This is a genomic window from Rhizobium viscosum, from assembly GCF_014873945.1.
Classification (GTDB): Bacteria; Pseudomonadota; Alphaproteobacteria; order Rhizobiales; family Rhizobiaceae; genus Rhizobium; species Rhizobium viscosum.
The window spans coordinates 605,680-631,675 of sequence record NZ_JADBEC010000001.1 but is presented as its reverse complement, the minus strand read 5'-3'; the positions used below and the strand labels follow the sequence as shown (position 1 = coordinate 631,675).

The following is a 25,996-nucleotide window of genomic DNA, read 5'->3' as shown; positions in this document are numbered from 1 at the left end:
CCGAAGCAGTGTTATCCTGAAAGGCCTCTCGCATGATCATCGGAATTGGCAGCGACCTCATCGATATCAGACGCGTCGAAAAATCGATCGAACGCTTCGGTGATCGTTTCACGCATCGCTGTTTCACCGAGATCGAGCGCGCCCGCTCGGATCGCCGCGCCAACCGCGCCGAATCCTATGCGAAGCGCTTCGCCGCCAAGGAAGCCTGCTCCAAGGCGCTCGGCACCGGCCTCTCGCAGGGCGTCTTCTGGAAGGATATGGGCGTCGTCAATCTGCCAAGCGGCAAACCGACGATGCAGTTGACGGGCGGTGCCGCGGTCGTTCTCCAGGCCATGCTGCCGGCGGGCCACAAGGCCGCCATTCATTTGACAATAACCGATGATTATCCGTTGGCTCAGGCTTTTGTGATCATCGAAGCGCTGCCGAATGCCGTATGATAGCGACCTCTCGTCGCTTTTAATGCCGTCGTTATTGCCGCCAACGGCCGAAGCCGCTAGAGAGAACATCAGAAAGAAATGCGCCTTCATGGCGTCTTGAAGGAATAAGACTGCGTGTCCGAAAAAGTCGAAGCCAAGCCGAATGCCCTCTGGGAAAATATCAAGGTCATTATCCAGGCTCTCGTCCTGGCGATGATTATCAGGACTGTCCTGTTCCAGCCCTTTACCATTCCTTCGGGTTCGATGATGCCGACGCTGCTCGTCGGCGACTATATCTTCGTCAACAAGTTCGCTTACGGCTATTCGAAATATTCGCTGCCGTTCTCGCCAAATATCTTCAGTGGTCGCATTTTTGGCTCCGATCCGGCGCGTGGCGATATCGTCGTTTTCCGTTTCCCGCCGAATCCTGATGTCGATTACATCAAGCGCGTCGTCGGCCTGCCGGGCGATCATATCCAGGTTACCGACGGTATTCTTTACATCAACGGCAAGCCGGTTCCGAAGGTGCCTGATGGTACTTTCAATTCCGACTACAAGCTCGATCCGGGCCAGGACGTACCGGTATTCCGTGAGACGCTGGACGATGGCAAGACCTATGACACGCTCGACCAGTCGCCGGTTTCGCGCGGCGACAACACCCGCGAGTTCATCGTTCCGGAAGGCCATTACTTCATGATGGGCGACAACCGCGACAATTCGCTCGACAGCCGCTTCGATGTCGGCTTTGTCCCGGCGGAAAACCTTGTCGGCCGTGCCAGCGTCATCTTCTTCTCGCTCGGCAACGACACGTCCTTCCGCGAAATCTGGAAATGGCCGACCAACATGCGCTGGGATCGCCTCTTCAAGGTTGTTGAATGAGCAAGGCGCAGGCGCTCTCGGCGGCGGACCGCGCAAAGCTTGAAACCCTGATCGGGCATGAATTTACCGAGAAGGAACGTCTGGACCGCGCGCTGACCCATGCCAGCGCACGCACCGACAAGGGCAATTACGAGCGGCTTGAATTTCTCGGCGACAGGGTTCTCGGGCTCTGTATCGCCGAGTTGCTGTTTCGCACCTTCGGTGCCGCGACCGAAGGCGAGCTTTCGGTACGCCTGAACCAGCTTGTCAGCGCCGAAACCTGCGCTGCCGTTGCCGACGAACTCAATCTCCACCTCTATATCCGCACCGGCGCCGATGTGAAGAAACTCACTGGCAAGCGCATGATGAACGTGCGCGCCGATGTCGTCGAAAGCCTGATCGCCGCGCTCTATCTCGATGGCGGCCTGGAAGTCGCCCGCCGTTTCATTCTGCGCTATTGGGAGGGCAGGGCGGTACGCGCCGATGGCGCCCGCCGTGATGCGAAGACCGAGTTGCAGGAATGGTCGCATGCCAAATATGGCGTTACACCCGTCTACCGGGTTGAAGAACGCAGCGGACCGGATCATGATCCGCGCTTCAAGGTGACTGTAGAAGTCGCTGGCGTTGCACCGGAAACAGGCATAGAGCGCTCCAAGCGCGCCGCAGAACAGGTTGCCGCGACGAGAATGCTCGAGCGCGAAGGCATTTGGCAGTCGACATCTGCCGGAAATTGACGGGATCAATGACAGAAGAAAACGAAATGGCGGCCGAAAGCGCTGCTGAAAGCAATCCGACGCATTCCGGCTTCGTCGCCTTGATCGGCCCGACCAATGCCGGCAAGTCGACGCTGGTCAACCGCCTCGTCGGTGCCAAGGTGTCTATCGTCAGCCATAAGGTGCAGACGACGCGCGCCATCGTGCGCGGCATTGCCATTCATAACAATGCGCAGATCGTCTTCATGGACACGCCCGGCATCTTCAAGCCGCGCCGCCGTCTTGATCGCGCCATGGTCACATCCGCCTGGGGCGGCGCCAAGGATGCAGATCTCATCATGCTGCTGATCGACAGCGAACGCGGTCTGCGCGGTGATGCCGAAGCCATCCTCGAAGGCCTCAAGGACGTTCCCCAGAGAAAGATTCTGGTTCTCAACAAGATCGACCGCGTCAATCGCGAGCTGCTTCTGGCAATCGCCGCAACCGCAAACCAGAAGGTTGAGTTCGACCAGACCTTCATGATCTCGGCGGAGAATGGCTCGGGCTGCGACGATGTGATGGATTATCTGGCAAAGACCCTGCCGGAAGGCCCTTGGTACTATCCGGAAGACCAGATCTCCGATCTGCCCATGCGCCAGCTGGCCGCCGAGATCACCCGCGAAAAACTCTTCCTGCGCCTGCATCAGGAGCTTCCTTATTCCTCGCATGTCGAGACGGAAAAATGGGAAGAGCGCAAGGATGGCTCCGTACGCATCGAACAGGTCATCTATGTCGAGCGCGACAGCCAGAAGAAGATCGCGCTCGGCAAGGGCGGAGAAACGATCAAGGCGATCTCCTCGGCGTCGCGCCGCGAACTGTCCGAAATCCTTGAACAGCCCGTCCACCTCTTCCTGTTCGTCAAGGTGCGTGAGAACTGGGGCGATGATCCCGAGCGCTTCCGTGAAATGGGCCTCGAATTTCCGCGCTGAGGCATGTCGTGCAGCGGTTTTGCAATAACGACATTCGAAAACAAGAACCTAAAGCGCGACAAGCGAATCTGAAAGATCGCGACGCGCTTTAGTTTGACAAGAAAATTGACAAGGGGTGCTCAGCCCTTTGTTTTTTTATAAAAATCGCTGTCTGTTCCAAGGAACAAATCGGCCTGCCTGCGCATTGATCTGAGAACGGCGCTGCACCCTGCAGCGCCGGTTTTTGCGACAGCAGGACAAGATGGCGACGGCAAAACCCACCCATTCCTTCAAGACGCCCTGCGAGCAGTGTCCGTTGCGGCCATTGCCGCATTTCCGGGAATTCAGCAGCGACGAGCTGGAATTCGTGTCGAAATTCAAAAGGGGCGAACTGGCCGTCGATGCCGGTGCGACCATCCTGGTCGAAGGTGCCCACAGCGCCCATCTCTTTACAGTGCTCTCAGGCTGGGGTTTCCGCTACAAGATGCTGGAGGATGGTCGCCGGCAGATCCTGAACTACATCATGCCGGGCGATCTGATCGGCCTGCAGGGCACGATCATGGGCGAGATGCAGCATTCGGTGGAGGCCCTGTCGCCGGTAACGCTCTGCGTCTTCGAACGGGACAAGCTGATGTCCCTTTATAACAAGCACCCTTCGCTTGCCTTCGATATTACCTGGATCGCGGCGCAGGAGGAGCGCATTCTCGACGAACACCTGTTGAGCATCGGCCGTCGTACGGCGCTCGAAAGAGCCGCCTATCTCATCGCCTTCCTGTTTGAACGCGCAAGGAAACTCAGCCTTTTCAACGGCCGCAATGTCATCCCGATCACGCAGCAGCATATCGCCGACACACTTGGTCTTTCGATCGTTCACACCAACAAGACGCTGAAAAAGCTTGCAGGACGGAACCTGATCCGTTGGCAGGATCGCGGCTGCGACGTGCTGGACGGGGAGGGGCTGATGCAGGTGGCCGGCTGGGAAGGGTTGCGCGAAGGAAAGCGCCCTTTCATCTAAAGCATGTCGCGCAAAGCTGTGCAGCGGTTTTGCGACAACGACATGCGTAGACAACGACGTAAAGCGTGGGAAGCGGATCTGAGAGATCGCAACCCGCTGCAGAATCTCTCCTTGTCGAATTGGTCAGCCTTGATGTCTTTTTTAAATGCAAATTGGCGTCAGGGAAAATAGAGTCGTGTCATCTTTCCTCCGACTTTCGTTTTTATCGACCGGAGACGAAAATGTGGCTATTCAATTATGGTGGGCAACCACCGTCAAAGGTCCAGGCGGGGCACCGACGGAATGATGTTTGCAAAAAGGCCGAAGCGCTGCAATGTTTGCGCTTCACGAGGGGCATGGAGATCATGAACGCAAGAACCCGTGTTCTGGTCCTGGAAGACAGTCTGATCATCGCCATGGAGGCGGAGGATATCCTGCGTCTCGTTGGTGCTGATACCATCGATATTGCCAATAGCCTCGATCAGGCCAGGGACGCAATTCAGGTCGCAGATTACGATTTCGCGCTTCTCGACGTGAATCTCGGAGAGGCAATGAGCTTCGATTTCGCGCGTGATCTGTCGCTCGCCAATATTCCGTTCGGCTTCGTCAGCGGCTATTCCGACACGCAGGATTTCCCGACCGACCTTCAGGATGTGCCTCTTCTCGTCAAGCCTTTCGACGAGAATGCGATGCGCGACTTCCTCCAGAAGCTTTTCCCTACACCGGCCGAATGACAGAGCCCTAGCCTTGCTCTAAAATGAATCGGCAGGCTGAAGGACGGTTTTCCGATGCAATGGCAGGACCAGGCGATCATTCTTGGCGTCAAGCGCCACGGCGAGACGAGCGTCATCGCCGAGGTGATGACGCGTGAACGCGGCCGTCATCTCGGTCTCGTTCGCTCCGGCCGTTCGCGCACCATGCAGCCGGTGCTGCAGCCCGGCAATGAGGTGGAAGTCACCTGGCGTGCCCGGCTGGATGAACATCTCGGTGAATTCCGCCTCGAACCGGTAAAGCTGCGCGCCGCACGGCTGATGGAGACGGCGACCGCCGTTTACGGCGTGCAGGCCATGGGCGCGCTGCTGCGCCTGCTGCCGGAGCGCGATCCGCATCCGCATCTCTTCGAGGCTTTGGAAGTCATCCTCGATCATCTCCACAATCCCACCGATGCCGGTGAGCTTTTCGTACGCTTCGAGCTTGCGGTGCTGAACGACCTCGGCTTCGGGCTTGACCTCTCGGAATGTGCCGCGACTGGGACCCGCGCCGATCTCGCCTATGTCTCGCCGAAATCCGGCCGCGCCGTGAGTCGCGGCGCCGGAGAGCCCTGGGCCGACAAGATGCTGCTTTTGCCGGCGTTCCTGAGTGCGCAGGAAAACCAGGCGGCCGATTTCGAAAGCCTGACGGCAGCATTCCGTCTGACTGGATTCTTTCTGCATCGTCATGTCTATGAACCGCGTGGTCTGGAAGCTTCGGCAGCGCGTGAGGGCTTCGTTCAGGCGGCGCTCAAGGCGCTCAACCCGGCTGCCAAGACGCTTTTGCGGCCGAATGAACTTTCCGCCTGACCGCTTTTCATTCCTGCAAAACATCTTTCAGTTTTGGCGGTTTACCGCCGTTAGTCACACCCCTATCTCTCCTTCGACTGCACGCTCAAGGAGGAAGCCATGCTGACCAAGCCCGATACATCGACCACCATCACGCTCTGGAATGGGCAGGAGGTTCCCCGCTTCGGCATGGGCTGCTGGGCGATTGGCGGTCCGTTCTTTGCGGGTGATACGCCGCTCGGCTGGGGCGAGGTGGACGATAATGAATCCATCGCCGCGATCAACCGCGCGATCGACCTTGGCATTCGCTTTTTCGATACGGCCTCGAATTACGGTGCCGGTCACTCGGAAGAGGTTCTGGGACAGGCAATCGGCAATCGCGCCGATATCGTCATCGCCACCAAGTTCGGTTTTGCCACCAATCCGGAGACCAAACAGGCGACCGGCGCCTTTGCCGATCCGGCCTTCATCCGCCAGTCCGTCGAGACCTCGCTGCGCCGGCTGAAGCGGGAGCGCCTCGATCTCCTGCAATTCCACATCAATGATTTTCCGCTGGAGCAGTCCGACGAGGTCTTCGATACGCTGCAGGCCCTGCGGGCGGAGGGCAAGATCGATGCCTTCGGCTGGAGCACAGATTTCCCTGATCGTGCCGCCCGCCATGCCGGTCGGCCGGGCTTCGTATCGATCCAGCATACGATGAACGTCTTCGAGCCCGTGCCCCAGATGATCGATGTCGTCGAGAAGAACGGTCTCATCTCCATTAATCGCGGTCCGCTTGCCATGGGTCTGCTGACAGGCAAGTTCACGCCGGACAAGGCCGTAGGCGCCAAGGACGTGCGCGGTGCGGCACTCGAATGGATGGTTTATTTCAAGGATGGCCGTATCGCGCCGGAATTTGCAGCAAGGCTCGATGCCGTACGCAGCCTGCTCACATCCGATGGGCGCACGCTGACGCAGGGCGCGCTCGCCTGGCTCTGGGCGCGCTCGCCGCGCACCTTGCCCATTCCCGGTTTTCGGACGGTGGCCCAGGTCGAAGAAAATGCCGGCGCACTGGAAAAGGGTCCGTTGCCGGCAGATGTGATGGCGGAGATCGACGCGGCGCTGGCCCGCGTCTGAGGTTTTAGGCTCGGGCGCGAACCTTGAAGGCCCAGCCTTCCGGCCGTGCTTCGATGATCTTCACCTCATCTCCGATCGTGACCCTGCCGGTGCCGCGCGGGGTCACGTTCCAGCCGAAAAGCGGGCCGGGAACACGCCGATCACCCGACATGCGGATGCGGCCCATGGCAGGCATGGGGTTTGCCACCTCGCGCGAACCCGTCAATTGGTCCTGCGTCGTCATGATGCAGCGGGCGCAGGGCTTGACGAGGTCAAAGCGAATGCCGGCGATCTCGATCGCAGCCCAGCGGTCCTCCGCCCAGGCCTCGTCCGTGTCTATGACGATATTCGGCCGGAAGCGCTCCATCCCGACGTCGCCTTCGGCATGGGTCGAGAGATCGGCATTGAGCGCCTTCAGCGATCCCGTCGTGGTCACCAGGATCTGGTAGCCGTCAGAAAATGTCACTGGCGTGCCTTCGCCCGCCCATTCGGCATTGGCCGTTCGTCTGGCAGCACCGTCAAAGAAGACGAGCTTCACCTCGCGGCCGAGCCATTCCGAAAGTCTGCCGTTGCTCTCATCGTCGGCAACGGCAGCGCTGACGACCGATTTCCAGACCGTGACATCGAGCCGCCGGTCCGGATGCGGTGGCGGCACGGCGATGTCTGCTTTGCCCTGCATCAGCAGCCGGAAGGCGCCGGCTTCGGGCCGTACGTCGATGCGGGCAAGGGCTTGGAGCTCGCGTTGCGTGATAAAATGTCCGTCCGCGTCCGTCACCATGGCGCGCCGGTCGCCGGGCAGGCCATAGGCATCGATCTCGGTAGAGGGCAGGGCGATGCCGCGGGCACTCTTGAGCGGATAGATGAAGAGATCGCTGACACGCATCATAGGCTCCTAGATTTCGTCCATAAATGCCGCGAGGAAGTCGCGCAGGCTCTTGTCGCGGGCGGTTGCCAGTTCGCGGCCGGTCCGGGTCTGGAAACCATCCGCCAGTTTGAACAGCTTCGTCTGGAAATGGTCAATCGCATAACGCTTGTCATCGAGCGGCCGATCCTCGGCGGCAGGATCGAAAGGATCGTAGAGGCCCGATCCGAGCCGCGCTGCTATATAGAAGCAGCGCGCCACGCCCACCATGCCGATGGCATCCAGCCGGTCAGCATCCTGCAGGATTTTCGCCTCCAGCGTTTCTGGTGGCACGTTCGCCGAAAAGCTGTGCGCGGTCACCGCATGGGCGACATCTGCGATATCCTCATCGCCCCATCCAAGCTCTCTCAATATCCGCGAAGCCTTCTCGGCAGCGAGCGCCGATGCCTGGGCGCGCAGCGGCGAATTCTTCTCGACGGCGACGCAATCATGCAGCAGCACGGCCGCGGCCAGCACGTGGGCCTTGCCGCCTTCCGCGGCGTGGATGCGCATGGCACTACGGAAGACACGCAGGATATGGGCGAGGTCGTGAGACCCGTCGTCACCCTCGGTCGCATGTGGAATAAGCTCCGCAGCCAGAGACTCGTGGGGAGAGAAGGCTTCGGCCTTGAACATCATCGTCACCGGTTTTCAAAGGGTTCGTATCCCAGCGATAACGGCTTGGTCGGTGAGTCGCAACGTGCCGAGATCAGCGCCGGAGTTTGGCGAATGGCGCAACGCTGTCATTCTTTTTCGGTGGCATGCAAAGCATGAGGGCGACGTCACCGAAGGGTTTTGGGGGGCTGATATAATAGCCCTGGATCTCACCGCATGCCTCACGTTCGAGCAGTGCCATCTGCTCTGCGGTTTCCACGCCCTCCACGGTCACGCGCATGCCGAGCGCATCGCCAAGTAGAATGATCGCACGCATGATCGCATGCGCTTCCTTGTTCGCGACGATGTCGTTCACGAAGGACTTGTCGATCTTGATCTTGTCGAAGGGGAAGCTCGAGAGATAGCTCAGCGACGAATAGCCGGTTCCGAAATCGTCCATGGAAATGCGGATGCCGCGCTCCTTGAGTGCATGCAGGATCGGTAATGCCTCGTCGCGATTTTCCATCAGCACGCTTTCAGTGATCTCCAGTTCGAGACGCGAAGGCGAAAGTTCTGCTCCCGCAAGCGCCTCACCGACATCCTTCGGCAGGTCGCTGCTCGAGAACTGGATGGCCGAGACATTGACGGCGATCTTGATATCTTCGGGCCATTGCGCTGCATCGTTGCAGGCCTGGCGCAAAACCCAGCGGCCGATATCGACGACAAGGCCGACCTCTTCGGCAAGCGGAATGAATTCCATCGGCGAGACTCGCCCACGCACCGGATGATTCCAGCGGATCAGCGCCTCGAAGCCGCAGATGCGATGCTGCGCGAGGTCGTAAAGCGGCTGGTAGTGAAGCTCGAATTCCTCGTTCTGCACGGCAGCGCGCAGATCGGCCTCCAGTGCATGGCGAGCCTGCATCTTCTCGTCCATCTCGACGGTGAAGAAGCGCTCGTGCCGGCGCCCGTCCGCCTTGGCATGGGAAAGAGCGACCGCCGCATTGCGCAGCAGCTTGTCGGTCTCGACTGCATCGTCAGGGGCGATCGAAATGCCCATGGAAACGCTGAGCTCCACCTGCTTGTCGCCACGGAAGAAGGGTTCGCTGAGCTCTCGGCGGATCTGATCGGCAAGTGCCGTGATGTTCCACGGCTGCTGGCGGCGCGTCTGCAGGATTGCGAATTCGTCCGAGCCGAGACGGGCAAGAATGTTTTCCGAGCCGGCCGAGGCGCGGATGCGCTCTGCGACCTGCTGGAGGATCTTGTCGCCGGCTGAAACACCCAGCGTATTGTTGATCGACTTGAACCCGTCAAGATTGAGATGCACGAGCGCGATCTGTTCGTCTTCCTTGCGCTCGGCAAGGGCCGCATCGAGCTGCTCGCGGAAGCGAATGCGGTTCGGCAGGCCGGTCAGCGGATCGTGATGGGCGAGATAGGTAATGCGCTCGGCGGCCTTGCGGTCTTCGGTAATGTCGGCATGAATGGCGATATTGCTGCCGTCGGCAAGGATGGTGACGACGCTCTGGATGATGCGGCCGTCATCCATCAGCCATTCGCGCCGGCGGATGCGCCCCGCCTTCGAGGAGGCTTCCTGGCCTTCCTTCCTGCTGCGTGTCCTGGCACCGCTCTGCTCGGTACCGCGCGTCTTGTGCATCAGGTGGGCAATTGCCGTGCCGGGTGTGACATCTCCGTCGCTAAAGCCGAAGAGCTGGCGGAAGCGCAGGTTGGAGAGGGTCAACCGCTGGTCCGCATCGAACACGCTGAGGCCGAGCGGCAGGTTGTTCAGGACGATTTCGAAGAGCTGGCGCTGTTCTGCAAGGGCCTGCGTGGTGGAACCGATCGTCTTTCGCAGTTCCCGGTTTTCGATAAGCAGCGTCTCGGCGCTGCGCTCGATTTCATTATATTCGCTTTCATGGCTGCGATAGGTCGCGATGACGAGCTCCATCAGATGCTCTGCATCGATCGATCCGTCCTCATCGACGGCCTGCGTGCACTGTTGCCAGAAAAGCGTCTCAGCTTTCATGCGCACGAGTCCCCTCATGGGACGGTTGCGATGGAAGCATGGCAAAAGGCGAAGGCGTCTTCGATTGGCAAAGGTGCCATATCGCGCCGGGCATAAAAAAGACCTTTCTAAAATGAATGCAAGAATCACTTTTTGTAAGCAGCAAGTGGCCATTTCCAGCAACTCGCAAGCGCATCTTCTACCGCCCCGATTAATAATCGGTTGCAACCGGGCGGCGCTTTATCGCTAGCCGGCAATTTGTTTGTATCTCGCAAACTACTGAAATACCGAGGAAACCTGGTTTCCCGAGGCAGCCGGAAAGCACGGCGGAAATGGGTCGTTACACTTTGTCAACTATGGTTAATCGGGAGTTAACAGCTTATTGACCGAAGCCGCAAATCAGTTTAGTCAAAAATCCAGTCTTTGATATTTTCCACCCGTGTATTGCGTACAGACTCTCACCGGAAGAAGCGGTGAACGGAGGTTTGTATGACTGTTCTTTCATCAGTTTCAGACATCTCTTATGCATATTTGGCAACGCTCTCACGGCTTGATACCAATGGTGACGGCGTGTTGAGCCGCACGGAACGCGCGGCAGATCAAAAGCCCGGCATCATCAGAGAGTTTCTCCAAGAGGGTGATGCTGACAATACGCAGCCGAAATATCCGAGCAGCCTCGTCGCGCTCATGATGGAATACGGCGACAATGGCTCGGCAACCGGCACGACCGTTCCCTATGCGCTGCAGCAGGTTGTCGCTGGTGCCGATGACCAGGCGATGCAGATCTATCGCAACACCTATGGCGAATTCGATCTCGGTATCGCCGCCTGAGCTTTGGTCGCTGCCGGCAGTTGAGCCGGCCTCATGGCCGGCTTTTCCTTGCCTTTTGTGCAGTCAGGAACACCTTCCTTTGTGAGGCGTTGGGACATAGCCCCGAAACGGAAGGAAACCCGATGAAAATCATATGCACCATCGCTGCCCTCGGGCTGCTTGCGGCGGGGTCCCAAGGCTTTGCTCAGGACAAGCAGACGGCGACGGCAAATTTTATCGGTCCTGACGGCAAGGAGGCCGGCCGTGCTACGCTGACCGCTGCGGCCAATGGTGGTGTCTTCATCGAGGCGGAAATCTCCGGCTTGCCCGTCAATAAATGGGTTGCCTTCCACATCCACGAAACCGGCCGCTGCGATGCGGCGACCCATCATGAATCGGCAGGCGGTCATTTCAATCCGACCAAGGCGGAGCATGGCTTCCTGGCGGCGAAGGGACCGCATGCCGGCGATATGCCGAACCAGTATGTCGGTCAGGACGGCATCCTGCGCGTGCAGGTCTTCGACACGATGATCTCGCTCGACGGCAAGGAGGATGGTGTGCGTGGCCGCGCGCTGATGGTGCATGCCGATTCCGATGATTATCGAACCCAGCCTTCGGGCGGCGCCGGCGACAGGATTGCCTGCGGGGTGATCAAATAGCTTATGGCTGCGTCTGCGGGGACGCCTTCGGTGTCCTCTTGCGGGCCGAAACCCTGACCTGCGCCTCCTCTGGTGCCGGTTCGGGAGCTCTCGAAACCTCCGCCGGGGCGGCGCCAACCTCGCCCCTCTTGTCAAAGGCAAGCTTGACGCGCTTGATCATGTCGCGACTCAGGCCCCACCAGTCGCTGGTCGATGCCCAGTAGCGCAACGTCACGCTGACCGCACTGTCGCTGAAACTATCGATGAAGACACTCGGCGCCGGCGTCTTGAGGACGCGCTTGTCGGCGGTTGCAAGCTTCATCAGCGTCTCCATGGCGAGATCGAGATCCTCCTGATGCGTAATGTTGATCTTCACTTCGTTCTGCCGCGTCGGCTGGCGGCTGTAGTTGGTGATCGGCGTGTTCCAGAGCGTTGAATTGGGCGCCAACCGGTAGAGGCCGTCTCCGGTTCTAAGCTCGGTGGCAAACAGGCCGATCTCAAGAACCGTTCCCGAGACACTGCTCGTCTCAATATATTCCCCGACGCGCAACGGGCGCAGCACGAGCAGCATGATGCCGGCCGCGATATTCTGCAACGTGCCCTGCAGCGCCAGACCGACGGCAAGGCCGGCGGCGCCGAGAGTGGCGATAATCGATGCCGTCTGCACGCCGAACTGCGCGAGAACGGTGACAAAGACCAGCACCAGCAACGCGTAACGCACGACGTTGGTGAAGAAACGGGCGAGCGTCTCGTCGATGCCGCGCACGCGCGAGATGCCCTCATAGGCCCAGCGGCTGATGAGGCTCGCCGCCACCCAGCCGACGATGAGCAGGATGATCGCCCCGAGGATGGAGAAGGAATATTGTACGGCAAGCGCGCTCGCCTGATCGAGTGCTGAGCGGGTTGCGATGATAAGGTCGGTGGCCTGCTGTTCCATCAGGTGCTCCTCGAATGCCGCGTCGAGGGCTAGATGGAGCAGGGGTGATGTGCGTCAACCGTTCGAATTGTCCCTGACGGGCAATACGAAGGGTGCGTTGCCGTCGGCATCGGCACCACGGCCAATGGCCTTCACGGCATCGACGAGCCGGCCGCGCCGATCAAGCAGCGCATCGCCGATTTCGACGATTCGAGCATTCGGCGTCGCATGGGGTGAGACAGTTCGCAGCCGCCGGGCAAGCGCCATATCCTCCTGCTCCGGCGCGAGCGAGAGAGCCGCTATCAGCGCCGCGGCTGGCGAGCGCGATACACCCATCCAGCAATGAACAAGCAACGGTGCTCCCTGCTGCCAGTCGGCAGCAAAATCGATGATCGCCCGCACGTGCTTTTCGTCAGGCGCGACGAGATCACCCGTGCCCTTGAAGGCAATATCGTTCATGTTGAGCAGCAGATGCCGGTCAGCCTGTATGACGCCTGGCCGGTGAAAGGCCTGCTCCTTCGCCATCAGGCTGATCATCTCGCGAGCCTTGTGCCGCACGGCCATTTCGGCGATGCGCGCCAGGGGAGAAACCAAGATCACGGTCACGATGCTCCGCTCCGCTCTGCTTCGATCTCCGCGAAACGCTCGCAGAAGAGCCGCTGGGCTTCGAGCGCCGGGACGGGATCGATCGAGAGCATGTCCCGGGTGATGCCGCGCGGCTGACCGAAGAATTTCTGCGCCTCCGCGGGCGTGAAGCCGGCAAGAACAGTCGCCTCAAAATAGGCGGCGATCGTATCGGCCTTCTTGATCTTGTCCTTGAGCTCGCGGGAGGGGTGTGGCGGCAGGCCGAAACGCAGATGAACGGCCGCTTCCAGCCGCTTCTCGACGGTCTTGTATCCGCCGCCGACGACCGCCTTGAAGGGGGAGATCATGTCGCCGATCACATATTCCGGTGCATCATGCAGCAGCGCCATCAGGCAATCGGCGGGGGTGGCCTCATTGAAATGCCGGAAGATGAATTCGACGACAAGGCAGTGCTGCGCCACGGAAAAGGCGTGGTCACCCGCCGTCTGACCGTTCCAGCGGGCGACGCGTGCAAGTCCGTGGGCGATATCGCTTAATTCGACGTCGAGCGGCGAGGGGTCGAGCAGATCGAGCCGCCGGCCGGACAGCATGCGTTGCCAGGCACGCGGAGCCTTCGCAGTCGTCACGCGCTGACCTCGTCTGAGGAGGTCGGAAAGCTGAGCCCGGACCAGGCAGGCAGGCTGAGCGTCACGGAGACATCGCCGGCAAGCAGCGGCGTGCCGGATGCCATGGCTTCGCCGGCGCGGTCGATGCGCACGATCGCCAGTCCGCTCGTCCCCTCGACGGAGCCGAGTGTTCCGACCGGCTTGCCGTTGGCGGTGATTTCCGTGCCGCTGGCAGGCAGTGCGGCGCGTGCCGAAACGGTCACGACACGGCGCCGCGCCGTACCGCGATGCTGCATGCGGGACACCACTTCCTGACCGACATAGCAGCCCTTCTTGAAGGAGAGGCCGCCGTTGAAATCCATCAGCACGTCATGCGGGAAGGCGTCCTGAAGCGCATAGTCAGGTCCTGACGTGACGATCCCATTCTCGATTCGCAGCGCGTCGTAGAGCGCCGCGTCATCGCTGCCATGATGACCGGAACGACGCAGAACAATGACATTGGCCTTGGCAAAGCGACTGTCCTTGACGCCATCTTTGGCATCCTCGCCCCAGGAAACGGTAACGCCATCCTCGGCAACTGGCGTCAGCGTCACCGGTGCGCGCAGGCGATACATGATCAGCCGTTTCAGCAGGGCTTCTCGCTGGATCGCATCTGTTTCGATGATGAAGCTGTCACCGTCGCGCCAGATGACGAAGTCGAACAGGATCTTGCCCTGCGGCGTTAGCAATGCGCCCGGCCGCGCCTCGTCCGCACCGAGCGAGACGATGTCGGTGGTGATCAGATTCTGCAGGAAGGATTCTGCTTCCACGCCGCCGACGGCAATGAGCGAGCGGTCTTTCAGGAATACGGCTGGCATGGCGAAACCTGTCGCGTTGGTGATCGCTCAGAGGTAAGTCTTTGAAGCGGATGGTGCAAGCGCTCTACAGCATCGGCCCGAAAATCGGAATCGATTTTCGGAAGGCCCGATACGTAGATTCAAGGAGTTAGTGCGTCCAAATAGGTGTACGGCGCTTCAGCATCAGTCGCCGGCCGTGAAGAACTTCCATTTGCCGTCAGGCGCGATGCCGACGCGATAGAAGTTATAGCCGCCGAATTCCTGCATGTCGGAGAGATCGCCTGCCGTGACGATGCGCAGCAGTTCCACGCGTTCCGGCGGCGTCAGCGATTTCAGGTCTTTTTCGGCAAAATAGGGCCAGACATACATTTCCTCCGGCGTGCCCTGGCCAACATGCACGAAGCCGGTCGAGATGACGTCGAGCATGATCGCGAGGATCTCGTCGCCATCAGGGTCGCCGGAGAGATCTTTCAACGTGCCGATCGGGTCATCCGTGGGTTCGCCGACCGTCACCTGTGTCTGGTCGGCACCGGTCCCCATCAGCGGACGCAGGCGTTCCAGATCGCCTGATGCCGCCGCCTCGACGATCTGTTCGCGCATCTTGCGCACCGGTTCCGGTGCCTTGCTGATGTCGTAGATCACTTCGACGGGCTTGGAATCGTCGGACGCGCCCGGCGTCTTGTCGACGCTCTGGCCGCTGTCTTTGTTGACGAGCGGATCGGGCTGGGGAATGCCGGGCGAACCGGTCTGTGGTGCAGTCGGCTGCTGTGGGCTCTGCTGCGCCGTAGCAGGCGCATCGGGTTGGCCCGGGATCTTCTGAAGTTCGGAAAGTGCGTAGGCGGAAGAGGCGGACAGCATGCTGCCGGCGGCAATGCCGACGGCGAGCAGGACCGGCGCGAGCGGAATTCGCGAGGAAATATCTTTACCGGTACGCATGAAACTCTCTGTATTGCCCTTATTGCAGGGTCCTGTTGGTGGAAAACTCACCTGCCAGCATGCGGTCACGCAGCGAGTCCAGCAAGGCCTCGGCGCTGCTTTCTCCATGCAATCTGATCGTCTCGCGCAGTGCATGTGCAATTGCAGCATCGGCAATGATTTCAGGCTCGATGCCGTCGGCCATGCCGTCGGCCCAAGCCTCGTTCTGGTATTCCAGAGCCGCCTGCATCTTTTCGTGGACGATCATGTCGTCGATGTCGTTGAGGCTTGGTTCCATTATCTTTTCCTCAGAACTTCTCATGTCTTACCGCTACGTTAACAACACTAACAGCCTTTTCCCAAAACGACACGTGCGCATGCGAAAACAGGTTAATTAAACGTTAATTTCCAAAGCGCGAGGTAATTTCTGTGGCGAGTGTTGCACCTTCGTTACGGTAGCGCTCCTCTGCCACGATGGCCGCTTGCGTGCAATCCGTGTAAACAGAGGCGAATGCTCGGTATCCGCGATTGAAGGCTGCGGTCAGTTTTTCCTTGCGCTGCGGCTCTCCATTCGTTTCAGAATCAAGCAGTTGCTGCATGTCGGCCCGCCACTCGTCCGCACCCGGCGCCTTGCAGAGCGTGCGCAGATAATGCACCGAACCCAGGACCTCGGCCAGCCGCGCCAGCTTGTCGTCATAGGGTACGATCGCAACCTGCGGCACGACCTCTTCTGGCGGCGGAGCCGCGTTCTTGCCGCCCTGCGCCCCACCTTGTGCCCCGCCTTGCGCCATTGTGGGACCGGCCCAGACGAGGCCGCCAAAGAGAAGGGATGACAAGACAACGCGTCGAACGGGAATCATGCTCCCAGTTGATACAGGGAGCGTGACAGGAACAAGGCAGATGCGGCAGTTTCCACTTCTATTCTCGTGAAGGCCTCATTCACCGGCCGCCAGCCGCTCGGCGCATTCGAGCACGCTTTGCGGCACCGGCATGCGCCGGATCTCCTCCACGCTGTACCAGCCGATCGCTGCCGCATCGTCAGCGGCTTCGGCCACTAGGTGGCGATCCGCCTCGACGCGGAAGACGGAGAGGAAGAAATGGCTGTTGATGCTGCCATCGGGCGCATGCGTCTTCAGGTCATAGGTGGAAAACAGGCGCGGATTCCGTGCCTGAATTCCGGTCTCTTCGAGAAATTCGCGCAGTGCCGTCTCCTCGGGCGTCTCGCCGGGTTCGCCTCGTCCACCGGGAAAGGCATACATATCGGCCGAAGGCGGGTTTCGCCTGAGCACGAGAAGGAACCGGCCATCACGTTCAAGGATGGCGGAAGAGGCAGGTTTGGCCTGGGAGGTCATTGCTTCGTACGCTTTGCTGTGATGCCGCCTTATCCCACGGTCAGAGCACCTTGCGCAACCGTCGGCATTGCGTGGAATATGGCGCCACGATTCCCGCGAGATGCCCTTGACCTACCTCATCTACGCCCTTGCCGCCCTCTTCGAAATTGCCGGCTGCTTCGCCTTCTGGGCCTGGCTGCGCCTGGCAAAGCCCGTCTGGTGGTTGGTGCCGGGTATGGTATCGCTTGCCTTGTTCGCCTGGCTGCTGACTCTGGTGCCGAGCGACGCGGCCGGGCGCACTTTCGCGGCCTATGGTGGTATCTACATCATCGCCGCGCTGCTATGGCTATGGCTCGCGGAAAGCCGCGTTCCCGACCGCTGGGACATCGGCGGCGCGCTGGTCTGCCTCGCCGGCACGGCGATCATCCTCTTTGCGCCGCGCAGCTGAAGCCTTTCCGCGAAAGATGTGCAGCGCCTTCCCATTCGGATTGCTTGAGGGCAAACCGCCTTGACCGATGCCGGGCACGGTGCAAGAAACCCTTATGTGTGGACGTTTTGCCCTGACAGAAGTGGTCAAGGATATCGCCGAAGCTTTCAGCCTTGCCGAGCTGGAAGGCTTTCCGGCGCGTTACAATATTGCGCCGACGCAGCCGATCCTCGTCGTCATCGCGGGCGAGGGACAGGAACCGGGCAGCAACCTGCCGGATCGCCGCGCGCTTCTTGTGCGCTGGGGCTTCACGCCTGGCTGGGTCAAGGATCCCAAGGAATTTCCGCTGCTGATCAATGCGCGCTCGGAAACGGCAATTGGAAAAGCCTCCTTCCGCGCCGCCATGCGTCATCGCCGCATCCTGATCCCCACTTCCGGCTTCTATGAATGGCATCGTCCTTCGAAGGAAAGCGGCGAGAAGGCACAGGCCTATTGGATCCGGCCGCGCCGCGGTGGAGTTATCGCCTTTGCCGGCCTCATGGAGACATGGTCCTCGGCCGATGGTTCGGAGGTCGACACCGGCGCCATCCTGACGACCAGGGCCAACGGTACGATCTCTTCGATCCATGACCGTATGCCCGTCGTCATCCAGCCGGAGGATTTTTCCCGCTGGCTGGACTGCAAGACACAGGAGCCGCGCGAGGTCGTTGACCTGATGCGGCCGGTTCAGGAGGATTTCTTCGAGGCGATTCCGGTTTCCGACAAGGTCAACAAGGTCGCCAATATGGGGCCGGATCTTCAGGATCCGGTACCGCTCGAAAAGGTGCCGAAGCCTCCGCAGAAGAAAACGCCCGACAATGGGCAGCTCAGCTTCTTTTGAAGCCCGAACCGGCTATCCGCTGAATGGAAAGTCCGGTGATCTTTGTTGGCATGGTTCCGGCCAAGGGCGCATTTCTTGCCGCCCATTATTGCCAAACCCGCCGCATGGCGGGCTCCGAATGCCAATATCCGGCATCGTTATGAGCCTGCTGGCAATCAGCCTGCTCGTACGCTTCTTCGCGCCCGCTTAGGCGAGCTTCTTGACCGGTGCCGGCTTTGCCATCATCGAGGCTGCTGCCACGGCCTTGAGGCCGAGCGGGCGGTAGTTGGTCGCGAGATCCGGCTTGGCTGCCTGCTGCTGTTCCGACTTCTTCGAGGTCACGATACTCTCCTTACGTGTTTCTCTAGAATTTTATCTATCTCGTTCTTTTGTCTTTAATAGCGACAAAAGAGAGGCATCGCCTATCAGGAAATGTAAACACAGACCATAATTCGCGAGGCTTAACCGAAGCCTGCGTTCGTTAATACTTACTTAATAAAGTAATTGCTCAGATGTGGCGACCGATGTCGTCCTCGCCGATACCGGGTTCCTCGATGGTCAGCGTGCCATATTTGCGCTTCCACTTTCGCGCGCCGAAGGGCAGCGAAATGAGGTAGGCGCAGACCGTGAAGACCATCACTTCCCAGGTAAAGCTCATCAACATCGCGACGTAGATCACGACACCGAGCATGGCAGGCAGCACGAGATCGCGCCGCATCCGGCTCTCGGATTTACCGGACCAGACAGGCAGGCGGCTGATGAGCAGGAAGGCGATGAGGACCGTGTAACCCGAGGAGAGAAAGGCGAAGGTCCGGTCGGCGGTAAGGCCGAGAAAACCGAGATACACAGGCAGAAGCACCAACATTGCGCCGGCAGGCGCCGGCACGCCGACGAAATATTCCGATTGCCAGGGCGCGCGGTTCTCGCGCTCCGACATTACATTGAAGCGCGCCAGTCTGAGGCCGGCGGCGATCGTGTAAATGAGCGCGGCAATCCAGCCCAGTGAGCGCGCCTCGTCGAGCGCATAGACATAGACCACGAGAGCAGGGGCGACACCGAAATTGACGATGTCGGCAAGCGAATCCATCTGCGCGCCGAATTTCGATGTGGCCTTCATCAGCCGCGCCACACGGCCGTCAATGCCGTCGAGGAAGGCGGCGACGAGTACCATGGCGACGGCCAGCTCATAACGACCTTCGAAGGCAAGCCGGATGCCGGTCAGACCGGCGCAGATGGCAAGGATGGTAATGAGGTTCGGAACGACGAGCCGGATCGGAATCTCGCGCAGACGCGGCCCGCGGGCCGAATCGTCGTTCGGGCCGTTCGGTTCGAAGGGCGGAAAGGGTGTTTCCATATCGCGCTCTCCTGAAAATTAGCTGCGGCGGCTGATGACCGGGCCCTTTGCCGAGGCGAATTCGGCAATGACCGTCTCGCCGGCAACCGCCGTCTGACCGAGCGAGACGCGCGGCGCGGCACCCGCCGGCAGGAAGACATCGAGGCGCGAGCCGAAGCGAATGAGGCCGAAACGTTCGCCGGCATCGACGGGTTCGTTGACGTGCGAGAAGCAGAGGATGCGCCGTGCCACGAGGCCGGCAATCTGCACGACGCCGATCTGGCCGTGGCGGGTCTCGATCACGAGGCCGTTGCGCTCGTTCTCTTCGCTCGCCTTGTCGAGTTCGGCATTCACGAAGGTGCCGGGGCGGTAATTGATGCTGACGATGCGGCCACGCATCGGCGCGCGGTTCACATGGCAGTTGAAGACGTTCATGAAGACGGAGATGCGCAGCATCGGCTCAACGCCGAGGTTCAGCTCAGCGGGCGGCGTGACCATCTGGATCGAAGAGACCTTGCCGTCGGCCGGCGAAATGACGAGATCATCGTCCTGCGGCGTGACGCGCTCCGGATCACGGAAGAAATACGCGCACCAGAGCGTCAGGATGAGGCCGATCCAGAAGAGCGGCTTGAAGATCCAGCCCAATACGAGCGACGCGACGAAGAAGGCGGCAACGAAGGGGTATCCTTCCTTGTGCACCGGTACGATCGTGTTGCGAACCGTATCGAACAAGCTCATGAATGCCGGTCTCCTGTCGTTTTTCGTATCCGCTGGTTACAGAAAAACGACCTGATGAGCAATGGCGCGGATCTCAGGCCGCCTTCGATGTATCGGTTCTAAACAATAAAACAGAAGTTCCGCCTGTCGGCAGCACTAGCTTGCCGGCGCCAGCCGGTTGACGATGCCGAGCTCGTCGCTCTCGCGAACCTGCTTGAGATGCTCCTCGGCCTGTGTAGCCTCGCGCTGGCGGTTCCACATCGACGCGTAGAGGCCGTTCTGTTCGAGAAGGGCGGCATGCGTGCCGCGCTCGGCGATCTCGCCGCTCTTCAACACGATGATCTCGTCGGCACTGATCACGGTAGACAGGCGGTGGGCGATGACGAGCGTCGTGCGGTTCTTGGAAACGACATCAAGTGCCGTCTGGATTTCCCGCTCCGTCGTCGTGTCGAGCGCCGAAGTCGCCTCGTCGAGGATCAGGATCGGCGGGGCTTTCAGGATGGTGCGGGCGATGGCCACGCGCTGCTTCTCGCCACCGGAAAGCTTCAGTCCGCGTTCGCCGACCTTGGTTTCGAACCCCTCCGGCAGCATTTCGATGAAATGCCCGATCTGGGCGATTTCAGCCGCCTGCTTCACCTCGGCCTCGCTGGCCGAAGGCCGGCCGTAGCGGATGTTATAGGCGACGGTATCGTTGAACAGCACCGTATCTTGAGGCACCATGCCGATCACCGAGCGCAGGCTCTTCTGCGTGATGCCGCGGATATCTTGCCCGTCGACGGTGATTGAGCCGCTCTGGATATCGTAGAAGCGATAGAGCAGGCGCGAGAGTGTCGATTTGCCGGCACCCGAGGGGCCGACGACGGCAACCGTTTTGCCCGCAGGCACCTCGAAGGAAATGCCTTTCAGGATCGGCCGGGCCGGATCATAGGCGAAATGCACATCCTTAAAGGAGATGGCGCCCTGGCCGATGGCAAGATCCTTCGCGTCAGGCGCGTCCAGCACTTCGGCCTTCACTTCCAGAAGATCGAACATCTGCTCGATATCGATCAAGCCCTGGCGGATTTCACGGTAGACGAAGCCGATAAAGTTCAGCGGCACTGAAAGCTGCAGCAGCATGGAATTGACGAAGACGAAATCGCCGATCGTGTGCTCGCCACGCTGAACCGACCAGGCCGAGAGGACGAGCATGATCGTCGTGCCGATGCCGAAGATCACGCCCTGGCCGAAGTTCAGCCAACCGAGCGAGGTCCACACATCGGTCGCAGCCTTCTCATAACGCTCCATCGACTTGTCGAAGCGCTTGGCCTCCATCTCTTCATTGCCGAAATATTTGACGGTTTCGAAGTTGAGGAGGGAGTCGATCGCCTTGGTATTGGCATCCGTATCGCTGTCGTTCATCGCCCGGCGGATGGAGATACGCCAGTCGGAGGCGCGGATGGTGAACCAGATATAGGCCCAGACGGTGAAGGCGGTAACAGCGAGATAGGAGAAGCCATAGCCCCACCAGAAGATCGCCGCCGTCAGCAGGAATTCGATGACTGTCGGGATCGAGTTCAGGATCGTGAAACGCACGATTGTTTCGATACCCTTGGTCCCGCGCTCGATGATGCGCGAAAGTCCGCCCGTCTTGCGCTCGAGGTGAAAGCGCAGGGAAAGCTCGTGCATGTGCACGAAGGTGCGGTAGGCAAGCTGGCGCACCGCATATTGACCGACGCTGGCAAAGAGTGAGTCCCTGAGCTGGTTGAGACCGAGCTGGATGAGACGCGTCAGGTTATAGGCGATAACGAGGGCTGTGGCGCCGATCAGCAGCGGCGGCAGCGTGCCCTGCAGGTCCATCCTGCCGTTCAGCGCATCGGTGGACCACTTGAAGAAATAGGGCACCAGCAGCAGCACGAATTTCGAGATCAGCAGGTAAACCGAGGCCCAGACGACCCGCATCCTGAGATCCGGCCGGTCCTTCGGCCACATATAGGGCCAGAGATTGTAGAGCGTTCCCAACAGATTGGAGTCTGAAACTGTCTTGCCGTTTGCCATGCTTTTCTCCAGCCCGGCGGGCCGCTATCGCCGCGGCTTGTCGCCGCTCCCGCGAGATATGCCACCGGCTGGCGGATTACAACATTGGCAGGGATTTTATAGGCGAGGTGTTGCGCGTCGGTCCTAACGAAAACGGCGGCCGATGGGCCGCCGTTTTTTGATTTAGAGATGCCCGCCCGAGAGCCGCTTGCGGTGCAGCTCCTCGGCATTCGGAAGCGCATCCTTCGGCAGGCCGAAGACCTGGCCCGGACGGATGCGGTCCGGATTGAGGATCTTGTCCTCGTTGGCGATGTAGATCGTCGTATAGCGCACACCGAGGCCATAGGTACGCCGGGAGATTTGCCAGAGCGTATCGCCGCGGCGGATGATGACCGCGTTGTTGTTTGCCGTCAGCGGCGCCTGCTCGATCGTCTTTGGCTGGCTGGCGTCCGATACCTGGTTTGAGGGGATCGGCGCGACATTGGCACCGGGAACCGTCAGTTCGGCGATGATCGCGCCGAGCTTGTCGAGTGCTGCGCCGACCGACTTGGCATCCTTCGGCAGGCTCTGCAGCACTGTCAGCGCATTCGCCGCAACCTGTGAGGCGGAAGCCGATGCCTGCTTGAAGGCGTCTGTCGCATCGATGCCTGGACGGAAGTCGACCAGAGAGCGCAGCGCGAACTCGGTGGCCGAGCGGGCTGCCGCAAGCTGCTCGGCACCCGGCACCTTGCCGTCGGCGAACAGGCCCTTCAGCAGGCCGAAGGCTTTCGTCGCATCGCCCTTGAGCTTGCCGAGCTTGCCCTCGTCGAGCGGCACCGTCGCCTGATTGGCATTGGCATTGCTGCCGGACTGCGCGGCAACCGTTACCTGATCGCCTTCCGGACGGTTGAAATTGACGGTCGCGCGAATGAGGACTTTGCCCGTGCCATCGACGACATCGACACGGATCTTGTGATCACCGACCGGGAGGTTCATCGCGCCGCTGATAACGAAGTGACCATCCGGCTCCGCCGTATCCTGGCCGATCAGCGCATCATCGGCGTAACCGATAACCTTGGCATTGGCGCGCGCGGTGCCCGCCACGAAGATCTTGTTGCCTTCGATCTCCACGGCAGTGATCACCACATCGGCAACAGCCTCGGTGCCCTGCTGAGTGCCGGGAAGAGCAGGTGCCGTATTGCCCGCATCACCAGATGCCACGGGCATATTCGGCGTCTGCATTGCAACCTCGTTGCTCGGAGCGCCATTAGAGGCAGGCTGCGCGTTGTCGGCGGCCGGCGGCTGGGCGTTTGCGACCTCAGCCTTCGGTGCGGTGATGATGCGGCTTGCCGTGCCCGGCTTGGAAACCATGGCGAGCAACTCGCTGCCGCTGCCATCCTTCGGCACGGAAACGGTCGCAACTTCTTCAGACAGCGTGGTCTTTCCGTCCTTGCCGGTTACTTTCAGCACGAGCTGGTGGTCGCCGGCCGGAAGCGGGTTGTCGAGAACGGCGGCAAAATCACCGGTACCGTCGACATCGGTCGTCACGACCACCTTGTCGCCGTCAAGCACTTCCAGCTTGCCATGCGGCTCGGCCGAACCGGCAATGACGGTCGAACCGTCTGGCTCGACACGCAGCACGTCGAAAGCCGGAATCTTCGGGCCGGCGTTGGCAGCGGTATTGGCTGCGGCCGGCTGGCCGGCTGGCTCGGGCGCACCGGTCAGAGCGGCTTCGGCCCGTGCGAGCGCGGCCAATGCATCTGCAGCGTTTTCAGGGAGATTCTGGATGATATCGCGCGCTTTGCCCGCACCATCCTTGGCCCTGGAGACGAGGCTTGCGGTGGTCGTGTCGAGACCATCAGGGACAGCGAAATCGGCGATGGCGGTCAGCGTATTCACGGCGGCAGTCTTGGCGCCTGCAAGCGCATCGGCAGCGGGAACCTTGCCATCGGTAAACAACGCCTTCAGGCCGGAGAGTGATCGGACGGCATCGGCAGTGAGACTGCCGATCTTCTGGGCGGCCGCTGCAGCATCCGCGGCAGCGGAGCGGGAAGTCTTAGACGCTTCGTTAACCGTGTTGTTGACCTCGGTGCCCGCCTGGTTGATGGCGTCACCAACCTTCGCCACATCAGAGCCGAGCCGTGGCATGACGAAAAACACCATCAGTATGATTGCGATTACGAGCACTGCGAGGGCCAGCAAGCCGGCACGGTTTTTCATCATTGCGTCTCCAAAGGCGGCAAATTGCCGTAGTATTCAGAAATTGCTAGCGATTCCCGTTGCTTTGCACAAGCATTCAAAGCAAATAGGCAAGCTCTGGACGCCGCTTTTCAGTCAATTTTCTTGACTGCATTGAAATGGAATAGTTGTTTTTCCCTTATGACCGAACAATCTGTACCGATTCGATCCATTTGCGTATACTGCGGCTCTCGGCCGGGACGCGATCCTTCCCATATGGCTGCCGGCCGCGCGCTCGGAAAAGAGATCGCGGAATATGGCCTGCGCCTGATCTACGGCGGCGGCACAAAGGGCATCATGGGCGCTGTGGCCAGCGGGACCCTATCCAACGGCGGTCAGGTGACGGGCATCATTCCCGAGTTCCTGATCGACATGGAGGCGACTCGCCATTCGCTCGGCCAGCTCAACGAGCTTATTGTAACCCCTGACATGCATGCGCGCAAACACACGATGTTCGAGCGCTCGGATGCCTTCGTGGCCTTGCCGGGCGGTATCGGCACGCTGGAAGAGATCGTCGAGATCATGACCTGGGCGCAGCTCGGCCGTCACGAAAAGCCGATGGTCTTCGCCAACATCAACGGCTTCTGGGATCCGATGATGGAGCTTCTGCACCATATGACGGGCGAGGGCTTCCTGCACACCGCCCATCGCGTGCAGCCGCTGGTCATCGACGAGATCTCGGGCATCATCCCTGCCATCATGGCGCAGGCGGCAGAGCTTGCCGCCGACCGTGACGGCGAGGACGACGTGATCTCAAAGATGTAAGTTCTCACGCAATTCCAGCTGCGCGGCGGAATTGCGTGAAACGGGTGCGGGCTTAGCGCCCGCGGCTCGTCCGCAGCATCGACCAGCTATAGAAGAAGAGGCCCGCCCAGATCAGCGGGAAGGCGATCATACGCGCCGTGTCGAGCTCCTCCCCGAAGCCGAAAATCGCAATGATGAAGATCATTGTCGGGGCGATATATTGCATGATGCCGATGGTCGAGAGTTTCAGCAGCTTGGCGCCGTTAGCATAGATCATCAACGGTACCGCGGTGATGAGCCCGCAGCCGAGCAACAGGGCTGTATCGGAAAGGCCCGTCCGGTAGAGGTGGCCTTCGCCGCTGACGAATTCCAGGTAGAGGATGTAGATGAGGGCCGGCAGGCTGAGGATCAGTACTTCCAGGAAGAAGCCCTGGTTCGGCCCGAGCGGCAGCGTCTTGCGAAACAGCGCATAGAAGCCCCAGCTGATGGCCAGCGTCAGCGCCACCCAAGGGATGCCGCCGCTGTCGAAGGCGAGCACGACGACCGCAAGGCCGGCAAGGCAGATCGCCGCGATCTGCATCGGCTGCAGCTTTTCCTTCAGCAGCACGGCGCCGAGGAAGATGCTGAAGAGCGGATTGATGAAATAGCCCATGGCCGCATCGAGTGAATGGCCGGCGCCGATCGCCCAGACATAGGTGCCCCAGTTCACGGTGATCAGCGCCGCGGTCATCATTGCCATGGCGAGCATGCGCGGTGAACGCAGCGCAATGGCGATATCCTGCGTGCGTCCCAGCACCAAAAGCACGATGCCGGCGAGCGGCAGCGACCATAAAATTCGATGGGCGATGACTTCGGCAGGTGAAATATGCGCCAGAGCCTTCATGTAGATCGGCAGAAAGCCCCACAGAAGATAGGCCGTCAGCGCGAAGGCAAAGCCGCGTGGACTGTCTTCGTTCTTGATGAGGGGGGCGCTTGCATCGGCAGACATTGGGTGT

29 protein-coding genes and 1 pseudogene are annotated in these 25,996 nt (G+C 60.2%); 13 read left to right on the top strand and 17 right to left on the bottom strand.

Annotated features, from left to right (window positions below):
* Positions 1 to 32 precede the first annotated feature (32 nt).
* The 8 genes from acpS to H4W29_RS03190 all read left to right on the top strand — a co-directional run bounded on the left by acpS (position 33) and on the right by H4W29_RS03190 (position 6,582).
* Positions 33 to 437 carry a holo-ACP synthase gene (acpS, locus tag H4W29_RS03225; RefSeq protein WP_037095761.1) on the top strand — a complete coding sequence of 135 codons (405 nt, stop codon included), beginning with the start codon at positions 33 to 35 and terminating at the stop codon, positions 435 to 437.
* A gap of 114 nt (positions 438 to 551) precedes the next feature.
* Entirely contained in the window at positions 552 to 1,295 is a 744-nt protein-coding gene (gene lepB, locus H4W29_RS03220; protein WP_192727640.1) for a signal peptidase I, read from the top strand.
* Positions 1,292 to 2,008, top strand: coding sequence for a ribonuclease III (rnc, locus tag H4W29_RS03215; RefSeq protein WP_192727639.1), 717 nt, complete (start codon positions 1,292 to 1,294; stop codon positions 2,006 to 2,008). Before lepB ends, rnc begins: the two co-directional genes overlap by 4 nt.
* An 8-nt stretch (positions 2,009 to 2,016) precedes the next feature.
* Positions 2,017 to 2,955 (top strand): GTPase Era, encoded by a 939-nt coding sequence (gene era, locus H4W29_RS03210; RefSeq protein ID WP_192727638.1) that lies wholly within the window; start codon positions 2,017 to 2,019, stop codon positions 2,953 to 2,955.
* Between the two features lie 241 nt (positions 2,956 to 3,196).
* Positions 3,197 to 3,949 carry a Crp/Fnr family transcriptional regulator gene (locus H4W29_RS03205; protein ID WP_192727637.1) on the top strand — a complete coding sequence of 251 codons (753 nt, stop codon included), beginning with the start codon at positions 3,197 to 3,199 and terminating at the stop codon, positions 3,947 to 3,949.
* A 221-nt stretch (positions 3,950 to 4,170) separates the two neighbouring features.
* Entirely contained in the window at positions 4,171 to 4,662 is a 492-nt protein-coding gene (locus H4W29_RS03200) for a response regulator (protein WP_246517103.1), read from the top strand.
* A gap of 54 nt (positions 4,663 to 4,716) precedes the next feature.
* Positions 4,717 to 5,487, top strand: a complete 771-nt coding sequence (recO, locus tag H4W29_RS03195; protein WP_192727635.1) for a DNA repair protein RecO — start codon at positions 4,717 to 4,719, stop codon at positions 5,485 to 5,487.
* 99 nt (positions 5,488 to 5,586) lie between these two features.
* Entirely contained in the window at positions 5,587 to 6,582 is a 996-nt protein-coding gene (locus H4W29_RS03190) for an aldo/keto reductase (RefSeq protein ID WP_192727634.1), read from the top strand.
* Positions 6,583 to 6,586: 4 nt separating this feature from the next.
* Here the strand turns inward: H4W29_RS03190 and H4W29_RS03185 are convergent, their stop codons facing one another.
* The 3 genes from H4W29_RS03185 to H4W29_RS03175 all read right to left on the bottom strand — a co-directional run bounded on the left by H4W29_RS03185 (position 6,587) and on the right by H4W29_RS03175 (position 10,076).
* Positions 6,587 to 7,444: an MOSC domain-containing protein gene (locus H4W29_RS03185; RefSeq protein WP_192727633.1), complete on the bottom strand. Its 858-nt coding sequence runs from the start codon at positions 7,442 to 7,444 to the stop codon at positions 6,587 to 6,589.
* Between the two features lie 9 nt (positions 7,445 to 7,453).
* Positions 7,454 to 8,098, bottom strand: coding sequence for an HD domain-containing protein (locus tag H4W29_RS03180; protein ID WP_192730657.1), 645 nt, complete (start codon positions 8,096 to 8,098; stop codon positions 7,454 to 7,456).
* 73 nt (positions 8,099 to 8,171) lie between these two features.
* Complete coding sequence (locus tag H4W29_RS03175; RefSeq protein WP_192727632.1) at positions 8,172 to 10,076, bottom strand: putative bifunctional diguanylate cyclase/phosphodiesterase; 1,905 nt, start codon at positions 10,074 to 10,076, stop codon at positions 8,172 to 8,174.
* A gap of 468 nt (positions 10,077 to 10,544) precedes the next feature.
* Here H4W29_RS03175 and H4W29_RS03170 point away from each other — a divergent pair, with 468 nt between their 5' ends.
* Together H4W29_RS03170 and H4W29_RS03165 are read left to right on the top strand one after the other, a co-directional pair.
* Positions 10,545 to 10,886 (top strand): hypothetical protein, encoded by a 342-nt coding sequence (locus H4W29_RS03170; RefSeq protein ID WP_192727631.1) that lies wholly within the window; start codon positions 10,545 to 10,547, stop codon positions 10,884 to 10,886.
* A gap of 122 nt (positions 10,887 to 11,008) precedes the next feature.
* Complete coding sequence (locus H4W29_RS03165) at positions 11,009 to 11,524, top strand: superoxide dismutase family protein (RefSeq protein WP_192727630.1); 516 nt, start codon at positions 11,009 to 11,011, stop codon at positions 11,522 to 11,524.
* A gap of 1 nt (position 11,525) precedes the next feature.
* On the opposite strand, the gene H4W29_RS03160 is transcribed toward H4W29_RS03165, so the two are convergent.
* From H4W29_RS03160 to H4W29_RS03125, 8 genes are all read right to left on the bottom strand, one after another.
* A complete protein-coding gene (locus H4W29_RS03160; RefSeq protein ID WP_192727629.1) occupies positions 11,526 to 12,440 on the bottom strand; it encodes a mechanosensitive ion channel family protein in 915 nt (304 codons plus the stop codon).
* A 54-nt stretch (positions 12,441 to 12,494) separates the two neighbouring features.
* Complete coding sequence (locus H4W29_RS03155; RefSeq protein ID WP_192727628.1) at positions 12,495 to 13,025, bottom strand: tyrosine phosphatase family protein; 531 nt, start codon at positions 13,023 to 13,025, stop codon at positions 12,495 to 12,497.
* Positions 13,022 to 13,630: a YfbR-like 5'-deoxynucleotidase gene (locus H4W29_RS03150; RefSeq protein WP_192727627.1), complete on the bottom strand. Its 609-nt coding sequence runs from the start codon at positions 13,628 to 13,630 to the stop codon at positions 13,022 to 13,024. The genes H4W29_RS03155 and H4W29_RS03150 overlap by 4 nt, the downstream gene beginning before the upstream one ends.
* Positions 13,627 to 14,466, bottom strand: coding sequence for a CAF17-like 4Fe-4S cluster assembly/insertion protein YgfZ (gene ygfZ / locus H4W29_RS03145; protein ID WP_192727626.1), 840 nt, complete (start codon positions 14,464 to 14,466; stop codon positions 13,627 to 13,629). Before ygfZ ends, H4W29_RS03150 begins: the two co-directional genes overlap by 4 nt.
* Positions 14,467 to 14,628: 162 nt before the next feature.
* Positions 14,629 to 15,381: a hypothetical protein gene (locus H4W29_RS03140; protein ID WP_192727625.1), complete on the bottom strand. Its 753-nt coding sequence runs from the start codon at positions 15,379 to 15,381 to the stop codon at positions 14,629 to 14,631.
* Between the two features lie 19 nt (positions 15,382 to 15,400).
* The gene (locus tag H4W29_RS03135) at positions 15,401 to 15,658 is read right to left on the bottom strand and encodes a hypothetical protein (RefSeq protein WP_113184571.1); all 258 of its coding nucleotides are present in this window, start codon (positions 15,656 to 15,658) and stop codon (positions 15,401 to 15,403) included.
* A gap of 103 nt (positions 15,659 to 15,761) precedes the next feature.
* Positions 15,762 to 16,220 carry a TIGR02301 family protein gene (locus H4W29_RS03130; protein ID WP_192727624.1) on the bottom strand — a complete coding sequence of 153 codons (459 nt, stop codon included), beginning with the start codon at positions 16,218 to 16,220 and terminating at the stop codon, positions 15,762 to 15,764.
* A 75-nt stretch (positions 16,221 to 16,295) separates the two neighbouring features.
* A complete protein-coding gene (locus H4W29_RS03125) occupies positions 16,296 to 16,712 on the bottom strand; it encodes an NUDIX hydrolase (RefSeq protein WP_007820182.1) in 417 nt (138 codons plus the stop codon).
* A gap of 106 nt (positions 16,713 to 16,818) precedes the next feature.
* Here H4W29_RS03125 and H4W29_RS03120 point away from each other — a divergent pair, with 106 nt between their 5' ends.
* Together H4W29_RS03120 and H4W29_RS03115 are read left to right on the top strand one after the other, a co-directional pair.
* Positions 16,819 to 17,139: a YnfA family protein gene (locus tag H4W29_RS03120; protein ID WP_192727623.1), complete on the top strand. Its 321-nt coding sequence runs from the start codon at positions 16,819 to 16,821 to the stop codon at positions 17,137 to 17,139.
* Between the two features lie 94 nt (positions 17,140 to 17,233).
* Positions 17,234 to 17,998, top strand: coding sequence for an SOS response-associated peptidase (locus H4W29_RS03115; RefSeq protein WP_192727622.1), 765 nt, complete (start codon positions 17,234 to 17,236; stop codon positions 17,996 to 17,998).
* Between the two features lie 186 nt (positions 17,999 to 18,184).
* Here the strand turns inward: H4W29_RS03115 and H4W29_RS34635 are convergent, their stop codons facing one another.
* The 5 genes and pseudogenes from H4W29_RS34635 to H4W29_RS03095 form a co-directional block, all read right to left on the bottom strand.
* Positions 18,185 to 18,319: a hypothetical protein gene (locus tag H4W29_RS34635; RefSeq protein ID WP_018115574.1), complete on the bottom strand. Its 135-nt coding sequence runs from the start codon at positions 18,317 to 18,319 to the stop codon at positions 18,185 to 18,187.
* Positions 18,320 to 18,485: 166 nt separating this feature from the next.
* Positions 18,486 to 19,331, bottom strand: a complete 846-nt coding sequence (pssA, locus tag H4W29_RS03110; protein ID WP_192727621.1) for a CDP-diacylglycerol--serine O-phosphatidyltransferase — start codon at positions 19,329 to 19,331, stop codon at positions 18,486 to 18,488.
* Between the two features lie 18 nt (positions 19,332 to 19,349).
* Positions 19,350 to 20,051 (bottom strand): annotated as a pseudogene (locus H4W29_RS03105) (phosphatidylserine decarboxylase); the annotation flags it as partial.
* 132 nt (positions 20,052 to 20,183) lie between these two features.
* Positions 20,184 to 22,061: an ABCB family ABC transporter ATP-binding protein/permease gene (locus H4W29_RS03100; protein WP_192727619.1), complete on the bottom strand. Its 1,878-nt coding sequence runs from the start codon at positions 22,059 to 22,061 to the stop codon at positions 20,184 to 20,186.
* A gap of 162 nt (positions 22,062 to 22,223) precedes the next feature.
* Complete coding sequence (locus H4W29_RS03095) at positions 22,224 to 24,242, bottom strand: LysM peptidoglycan-binding domain-containing protein (RefSeq protein WP_192727618.1); 2,019 nt, start codon at positions 24,240 to 24,242, stop codon at positions 22,224 to 22,226.
* 156 nt (positions 24,243 to 24,398) lie between these two features.
* Here H4W29_RS03095 and H4W29_RS03090 point away from each other — a divergent pair, with 156 nt between their 5' ends.
* Positions 24,399 to 25,022 (top strand): LOG family protein, encoded by a 624-nt coding sequence (locus tag H4W29_RS03090; RefSeq protein WP_192727617.1) that lies wholly within the window; start codon positions 24,399 to 24,401, stop codon positions 25,020 to 25,022.
* Positions 25,023 to 25,074: 52 nt separating this feature from the next.
* Here H4W29_RS03090 and rarD read toward each other — a convergent pair whose 3' ends face one another.
* On the bottom strand, positions 25,075 to 25,989 hold the full coding sequence (gene rarD, locus H4W29_RS03085; protein ID WP_192727616.1) for an EamA family transporter RarD: 915 nt from the start codon (positions 25,987 to 25,989) through the stop codon (positions 25,075 to 25,077).
* Positions 25,990 to 25,996 lie beyond the last annotated feature (7 nt).